Here is a 7956-nt window from a genome sequence, read left to right as displayed (position 1 = left end):
AAAACAAAAGCCCCGGGAACCACCCCGGGGCTTAAACCAAACCCCTCATACCAACATCGTCCCGACCGGGAAGTCGGGATCACCAATCCTTAAACCTAATACTATAACAGTAGACGCATATACTTGGTTCATATTGCATTGCGCTGAATATTTAGCAGTTGTATTAAAAAAAGAAAAGCCACGCATTGCATGGCTTTCATTTTTCGATTGATGTGTTTTCTAATTCACCAATTCGGCATTCTCTATATTTTCAAAAATAAATTCTGTGTCATTTTTCAGATCAACGAGTATCACAGAATCTTTGTGAACCTTCCCAGCCAGTATTTGCTTCGATAATTCATTCAGAATTTCACGTTGCATAACACGTTTCAACGGACGAGCTCCGAACTGCGGATCAAATCCAAGTTTGGCGATACGCTCACGTGCAGATTCGGTGATCTCCAGCTTTATGCCAGACTCTTCCAAACGCTTGCATACAAGATTAACCTGGATATCAACAATCTTGCGAACATCTTTTCTGCTGAGCGGACGGAACATGATGATTTCATCAATGCGGTTCACAAACTCAGGGCGCACAGATTTCTTCAGCAAATCCAATACTTCTTCCTTCGTGGTTTCCAATACATCGAAGTAGTTGATATCGGTTATCTTCTCAAAGTTTTCCTGGATGAGGTGTGAACCGATATTGGTGGTCATTATAATAATCGTGTTCTTAAAATTTGCCACACGACCTTTGTTATCCGTTAACCTTCCGTCATCGAGCACCTGCAGGAGTATATTAAATACATCAGGATGTGCTTTTTCAATTTCATCCAATAGCACAACAGAGTATGGTTTTCTGCGAACAGCTTCTGTCAGTTGTCCGCCTTCATCGTAACCTACATAGCCAGGAGGCGCACCAATCAAACGGCTTACACTGTGTCGTTCCTGATACTCGCTCATATCGATGCGCACCAATGCATTCTCATCGTTGAAGAGGTATTCCGCGAGCGCTTTTGATAATTCTGTTTTACCAACACCGGTTGTACCCATGAATATAAATGAACCGATCGGGCGTTTCGGATCTTGCAATCCGGCACGACTTCTTCTAACAGCATCGCTCAATGCTTCAATAGCTTCTTCCTGTCCCGCTACGCGTTTACTCAATTCTTCTTCCAGGTTCAGTAATTTTTCGCGTTCGCTTTGCAGCATTTTGGAAACCGGTATACCCGTCCATTTCGCTACTACTTCCGCTATATCTTCACTGTCGACTTCTTCTTTCAGCAAGGTTTTTTCTCCTTGCATTTCTTTCATCTTCAACTGGAATTCATTCAGTCGCTTTTCTGCTTCCGTTATTTTGCCATAGCGTATTTCAGCAACTTTTCCATAGTCGCCAGCCTTTTCGGCCTGCTCGGCTTCAAACTTCAGCTTGTCTATATTTTCCTTTTCTTTCTGTATGCCGTGTACTACTTCCTTCTCACTTTCCCACTTAGCTTTAAGAGAATTACGTTGTTCAGAAAGCTCTGCAATATCTCTGCTGAGGATGGATTCTTTCTCACGATCTCTCTCCCGGCGTATCGCTTCGCGCTCAATTTCCAGTTGCATGATCCTGCGATTGAGCTCATCAAGTTCTTCCGGTAATGAATCCATTTCCAAGCGGAGTTTGGCAGCAGCTTCATCCATCAGGTCTATTGCTTTGTCAGGAAGAAAACGGTCGCTGATATAGCGGCTCGATAACTCTACCGAAGCAATAACAGCATCGTCTTTGATGCGAACACCGTGATGCAGTTCATACTTATCTTTTATGCCGCGAAGTATAGAGATAGAATCTTCAACCGAAGGTTCATCTACCATTACCGCCTGAAACCTGCGCTCAAGTGCTTTGTCTTTCTCTATATACTTCTGATATTCTTTGAGCGTAGTAGCACCAATAGCATGCAGTTCGCCACGTGCCAGCGCCGGTTTCAATAAGTTAGCAGCGTCCATCGCGCCTTCGCCACCACCACCGGCACCGATCAATGTGTGGATCTCGTCTATGAACAAAATAATCTGTCCATTAGAGTCCGTTACTTCTTTGATAACTGCTTTCAGACGTTCTTCAAATTCACCTTTGTATTTGGCTCCTGCCACGAGCAAACCCATATCAAGCGACACCAGAATTTTATCTTTCAAATTTTCCGGAACATCGCCATCTACAATGCGCTGTGCCATACCTTCAACAATGGCTGTTTTACCTACGCCTGGTTCACCCAGCAGTATAGGATTGTTCTTTGTTCTTCGTGATAATATTTGGAGTACGCGTCTGATTTCTTCATCGCGACCAATTACAGGATCGATCTTGCCGTCTTTTGCAAGCTCATTCAGGTTCTTGGAATAGCGCTCCAGTGATTTATACTTTGCCTCTGCATTTTGATCAGTCACTTTCGATCCTCCGCGAAGTTCTTTGATTGCTTTGATAAGCGATGCACGTTCAAAGCCTGCATCTTTCATGGCAGACGATGCCTTGTCTTTTGTAGCTAACAACGCGAGTAATAAGTGCTCAATGGCAACATACTCATCTTTAAATTCGCGTAACTCCTTTTCTGCATTTTGCAATACAGTATTAGTAGTGGATGACAAGTACGGTTGCTGACCGGAAACACGCGGATAGCCGTTGAGAATATCCTGAAGTTTAGTGTTCAGAATATTTTCATTGATGTTCAGTTTTTTAAATAGATAGCCCGATACATTTTCATCTGTTTCAAGAATGGCTTTTAATATATGGCCAGGTTCAATGGCCTGTTGTTGATTGCTGGTGGCTATTTCAGCGGATTTCTGTAATGCCTCCTGCGATTTTATAGTAAATTTTTCGAAGTTCATGGTATTCAAAATCCTCCGGTTCGTTTTAACAAAAAATAAACCTGAGCACCTTTTCTGAAAAATTGGCACTCAAATGAGCTTGTAGAATTATATAGTTCGGTCGTTTTGACCTGAAACCAGGCAGTCTTGTGATCAGCAGAATAGGTTATAACAATTATTGATTGCAGAGCGAGGGCGTCTCCGGATCTGTTACTTCGCCAAACCAAACCAGTCCGTATTCTTTATACAAGGCAACACCTATCGCCTTCCATTTTACTTTACTCCAGATGCCAGAGTTTATCAATAAAGGATTGTGCCCGGAGCTTACCTTCCACCCGGCCAAACCCTCCTGTGCTGTGGCTCCGCTGGAGCTCCAGTAGGCGATCTCAAATCCTTGCGAAGGATAGTCAGCAATCTCTTTCGGCTTGTCCCACATACACTGAGATTGTTTATGATCGCTGGTATAACAACAGGAAGTCCATTTGCCTTTCTTCGACCAACTGTGTGGATTGCATTTGTTGTCGGGATCAAATGTATAGTTGTCGGTAAGATCGCGTGCATGTACCTGCGCTACTTTTGTGAGCTTCGATGACAATGATATAGGCTCCAATCCTTTGCTCTTCCGATATTCCATGATGAGGTCGTATAACTTCATCTCCTCCTGCGACAAGCAGATAGATTCGTTGGCTACCGGCCTGCGCTGGTCAAACGCAGTGAGCACCAGGAAAAGGAATAAGGCCATTACAATCGATTTCATATAATATTTTCAGGGTTAAACGATAGAAATACAAAATATCTTCATTTGTGACCTTTATTTTTTAATTTTCCGCGCCCAAATTCAGGGTAGGTGCCCTACAAAACACCTTAACACGCAAAAACATTAAAACATTTTAAGTACAATGAGCGATCAGAAAATCAGCATCAGCAACGGTAAGCTCAACGTTCCTGATAATCCGACCATCCCATTCATCGAAGGTGATGGAACCGGTGTAGACATTTGGCCTGCATCTAAATTAGTGTTCGATAAAGCTGTTGAAAAAGCTTACGGTGGAAAAAAGAAAATCAACTGGAAAGAAGTATTGGCAGGAGAGAAAGCTTTCAATAAAACAGGTAACTGGCTGCCCGATGAAACGCTCACAGTTTTTAAAGAATATCTCGTAGGAATTAAAGGTCCTCTTACAACTCCGGTAGGAGGTGGTATCCGTTCATTGAACGTTGCCCTTCGCCAGGAGCTTGATCTATATGCCTGCGTACGCCCGGTACGTTGGTTCAAGGGAGTTCCTTCACCGGTAAAAGAACCGCACAAAACAGACACCATCATCTTCCGCGAAAATACGGAAGATATATATGCTGGTATCGAGTTCCAGGAAGGATCTGACGACAACAAAAAATTTCTGAAGTTCTTTGAAGAGAATTTCTCGAAGTTGTACAAGAAAATTCGTTTTCCACAAACAACGGCTATTGGTGTTAAGCCAGTATCAAAAGAAGGTACCGAACGTTTGGTGCGTTCTGCAATCGAATATGCATTACAGCACAAGAAGCCGAGTGTAACGCTTGTACACAAAGGCAACATCATGAAATTTACTGAAGGTGGTTTCCGTGATTGGGGATATGCACTGGCGAAAACAGAATTTGGTGCTAAAGATCTGGATGGCGGTCCATGGCAGATCATTGAAAAAGATGGCCATAAGCTGATCATCAAGGATGCTATTGCAGATGCATTCCTGCAACAGATTTTGTTGAGACCAGATGAATATTCAGTAGCAGCAACCTTGAACCTGAATGGTGATTATATTTCTGATGCACTTGCAGCGATTGTAGGTGGCATTGGTATCGCTCCGGGTGGTAACATCAACTACAAAACAGGTCACGCTATATTTGAAGCTACACACGGCACAGCACCGAAGTATGCAGGTCAGGATAAAGTAAATCCGGGTTCTGTAATTCTCTCAGGTGTAATGATGCTCGAATATATGGGCTGGCAGGAAGCTGCAGACCTGATCATTAAAGGCTTGGAAGGTGCAATATCTTCGAAGAAGGTAACGTACGATTTCCACCGCCTGATGGAAGGTGCTACATTGCTGAAATGCTCTGAGTTTGCTCAGGAGATTGTGAAGAATTTCTAAGCAATAAAGTTTAACAAGTATATAAGAAAGCCACCTTTGCATTGAGGTGGCTTTTTTGTTAGCATTGATTTTACGACACCGGACTCAATCCGACTTTGCTTATTTATAGAATGTGGCAGATGTTTTAGAAGGTCAGCATAGATATAGCCGTCAATGCAGCTTCTTCGCCCTTGTTGCCATATTTACCACCCGCACGATCCATCGCCTGTTGTTTGTTCAACGTGGTGAGTACACCAAAGATGATCGGCTTCCTGGTTTTGATATTTACCTCTGTAATGCCATACGCTACAGCCTGGCATATATAGTCGAAATGAGGTGTTTCTCCCTGGATAACACAACCTAAACTGATAACCGCGCTAACCTGCTTATCTTCTGCAGCCCACAACGAACCGAGTGTAAGTTCGAAAGTGCCTGGCACAGTTTTACGAATAATGTTACTCTTCTTTACCCCATTTTTAATAAGCGATTCAACAGCTCCGGAATACAGTGCTTCTGTTATTTCTGAATTCCATTCAGCAACAACAATCGCAAATTTCTTTCTGGAGAGATTGATGTTGGTTTTTACTTTTCCCGATTTAAGTGGTCCGGCCATAAATTTATTTTTGTGATATTCTTTGCTTCCAGTGTGTTGGATTTTTCTTCGTATGTAACACAGCGATAACAACTATTTGTAGTGAATCAGACAGGGGAATTGATCAAGTGCTGCACAATACACATTTTCATATCGGATGCTAAAGAGCTTAGGGTTGTCGGTTATTACTTTTACTTTTTCAATTATTCGGTCAAAAAATATATTACCAAGCTCTGGTCGCTGCTCATTATACCATTGAATTGATTCAAAAATGTCAAGATCAGCTCCTCTGCTAAATACTACTTCCTGGCTCATTCTTGGATGAATATTTTGCCTGCATTTCTTGCAACGTCAGTACTTCGCGAGGGTGTGAATAATATTCTTTTAAGCGTTCATCCAACAAGGCTTTTTGGTCAGCAGGAAGCTCCTGATCAGCCTTGAGCATACCATGCATAAGCCTGATTATCCGTTCATCTGCCTGATCAATATACTCATGCAGCTCTCTTCTAAGTTGCGAGGCATCCATAAACAAAAAAGGGATGGAGTTTATCTCCATCCCTGTAAAGTTAAAATAAAATCTTATTATGAATTGCTTTCCAGTCTAGCCTTGAACTTGCGGGCATTCTGGTATTCCGCAGATTCCCAGTATTCATTAATGATCTTGTCGTAAACTTCTTTTGCTTTATCGTTCTGGTTAAGCTTCTCATAAGCGAGGGCTTCTTTCATCAGATAGGCAGGCGAGAAATATTTGTTGGATTTATAGTTTGCTGCTTTGTTATAGTATTTGGCAGCATCTTCATACTTCTCTTCCTCCATATAAGTATCACCAATCAGGCTGTAAGCGCGGGCTTGAACCAAAAGATCGTTAGAGCTGAAATCTTCCAGGTATAAACGTGCTGCGCTGAATTTACCTTGCTTCAGGTAAATAACACCCACATAATAATTTGAAAGATTGGCGGCTTCAGACACCCCATAATCATCGATGATAGCCAGGAAACCGAGGTTGTTTCCATCACCGTTCAGGGCGAGGTCCAGACTATCTTGCTCGAAATAATAAACGGCCTGGAACATTTCCTTTTGAGCAGCATCATTTTGAGTTCCTTTATAATATTGGAATGCAAAATAACCACCTACTGCCAGAAGGATTACCGCAGCAATACCAATAATGGTCTTAGGATTACTCTCTACCCAGTTTTCAGCATCTTCGAGTTTGTGCTTGATTGCTTCCGGGTTTTCCAGCAACTCGTGCTTGTGTTCTACTTTTTTTGCCATTGTTATTTAAAAATTGCGCCCTCCTGATTTAACGGGAGGGCGCAAAACTACAAATTAGATCATACTAAACAAACTGCACAGAGACAAGTGATTAGTCCATGATGAATGGATAGTCACTCTGTACATAAACATCCGTCAGCGCCTCAGAAGGATCAGGGAATTTCGATTCCTCTGCAAATTTCACGCTCTCTTCCACTTGTGCAATTACTTTATTGTCAATGTCTTCGAGTTCTTTCTCCGTTGCGAATTTTTTGTCAAGAATAGTTTTGCGAGTAACCTCGATCGGATCACGGTGCTTGTACTGCTCAACTTCATCCTTCGTCCGGTATTTCTGAGGGTCCGACATCGAGTGACCCTTATAGCGATAGGTTCTGAATTCCAGTAAGGTAGGACCTTCACCAGCACGGGCTCGTGTTGCAGCGCGCGAAACAGCATTGTGAACATCTTCGCAACGCATAGCATCAACAGGCTCTGCAGGCATATCGTATGCTTCTGCCAGCGTGTACAGTTCATGAACGTTAGAGGTACGCTGAACAGAAGTACCCATAGCGTATCCATTATTTTCAATCACGAATATCACAGGCAATTTCCATAGCATTGCCAGGTTTAATGCTTCGTGAAAAGCACCCTGACGCACAGCGCCATCACCCATATAGCAGATGCACAAGTTGCCAGTCTTATTGTATTTTTCAGCGAAAGCGATACCAGCACCCAGTGGAACCTGAGCACCTACAATACCATGGCCACCCACGAAATTATGCTCCTTGTCAAAGATGTGCATAGAACCACCTTTACCCTTCGTGGTTCCGGTTTCTTTACCGTAAAGCTCGGCCATAATAGCCTTAGGGTCTGTTCCCAAAGCCAATGGATGACCGTGGTCGCGATACGCTGTAATATACTTATCTCCTTTTTGTAAAGCCGAAACAGAGCCTGAGGCACATGCTTCCTGGCCTATATATAAATGACAGAATCCTTTGATCTTCTGCATACCGTAAAGCTGACCGGCTTTCTCCTCGAACTTCCGCATCAGTTGCATACTCTCATACCAATACAGGTAGGTTTCTTTTGAGAATTCAGTTGAATCACTCTTCTTCGCCACGGCGGGCTCATTCTTGGCTTTTGTTGTAGCAGGCATATCCCTATTTTTGATCCGAGCTGCGAAAATAACCC

The 7956-nt window shown here is 42.8% G+C and carries 7 protein-coding genes; 1 reads left to right on the top strand and 6 read right to left on the bottom strand.

Annotated features, from left to right (window positions below; all coding sequences use genetic code 11):
- Positions 1-219 precede the first annotated feature (219 nt).
- The gene (gene clpB, locus V7Q33_RS15725) at positions 220-2838 is read right to left on the bottom strand and encodes an ATP-dependent chaperone ClpB (protein ID WP_333820441.1); all 2619 of its coding nucleotides are present in this window, start codon (positions 2836-2838) and stop codon (positions 220-222) included.
- Between the two features lie 154 nt (positions 2839-2992).
- The gene (locus V7Q33_RS15720) at positions 2993-3574 is read right to left on the bottom strand and encodes a CAP domain-containing protein (protein ID WP_333820440.1); all 582 of its coding nucleotides are present in this window, start codon (positions 3572-3574) and stop codon (positions 2993-2995) included.
- 142 nt (positions 3575-3716) lie between these two features.
- Between V7Q33_RS15720 and icd the strand changes: the two genes are divergently transcribed.
- Positions 3717-4943, top strand: a complete 1227-nt coding sequence (icd, locus tag V7Q33_RS15715; protein ID WP_333820439.1) for an NADP-dependent isocitrate dehydrogenase — start codon at positions 3717-3719, stop codon at positions 4941-4943.
- 124 nt (positions 4944-5067) lie between these two features.
- On the opposite strand, the gene ribH is transcribed toward icd, so the two are convergent.
- From ribH to pdhA, 4 genes are all read right to left on the bottom strand, one after another.
- The gene (gene ribH / locus V7Q33_RS15710; RefSeq protein WP_331978402.1) at positions 5068-5535 is read right to left on the bottom strand and encodes a 6,7-dimethyl-8-ribityllumazine synthase; all 468 of its coding nucleotides are present in this window, start codon (positions 5533-5535) and stop codon (positions 5068-5070) included.
- A gap of 271 nt (positions 5536-5806) precedes the next feature.
- The gene (locus V7Q33_RS15705) at positions 5807-6070 is read right to left on the bottom strand and encodes a hypothetical protein (RefSeq protein WP_333820438.1); all 264 of its coding nucleotides are present in this window, start codon (positions 6068-6070) and stop codon (positions 5807-5809) included.
- Positions 6071-6096: 26 nt separating this feature from the next.
- Positions 6097-6786 carry a tetratricopeptide repeat protein gene (locus tag V7Q33_RS15700; protein ID WP_331978406.1) on the bottom strand — a complete coding sequence of 230 codons (690 nt, stop codon included), beginning with the start codon at positions 6784-6786 and terminating at the stop codon, positions 6097-6099.
- A 91-nt stretch (positions 6787-6877) separates the two neighbouring features.
- Entirely contained in the window at positions 6878-7921 is a 1044-nt protein-coding gene (gene pdhA / locus V7Q33_RS15695; RefSeq protein ID WP_331978408.1) for a pyruvate dehydrogenase (acetyl-transferring) E1 component subunit alpha, read from the bottom strand.
- Positions 7922-7956: the final 35 nt, after the last annotated feature.

Origin of the sequence: Ohtaekwangia sp., from assembly GCF_036786105.1 — a bacterium.
Lineage (GTDB): Bacteria > Bacteroidota > Bacteroidia > Cytophagales > Cyclobacteriaceae > Ohtaekwangia.
The sequence above is the reverse complement of the archived record's forward strand: the minus strand, read 5'-3'. Positions and strand labels throughout refer to the sequence as shown.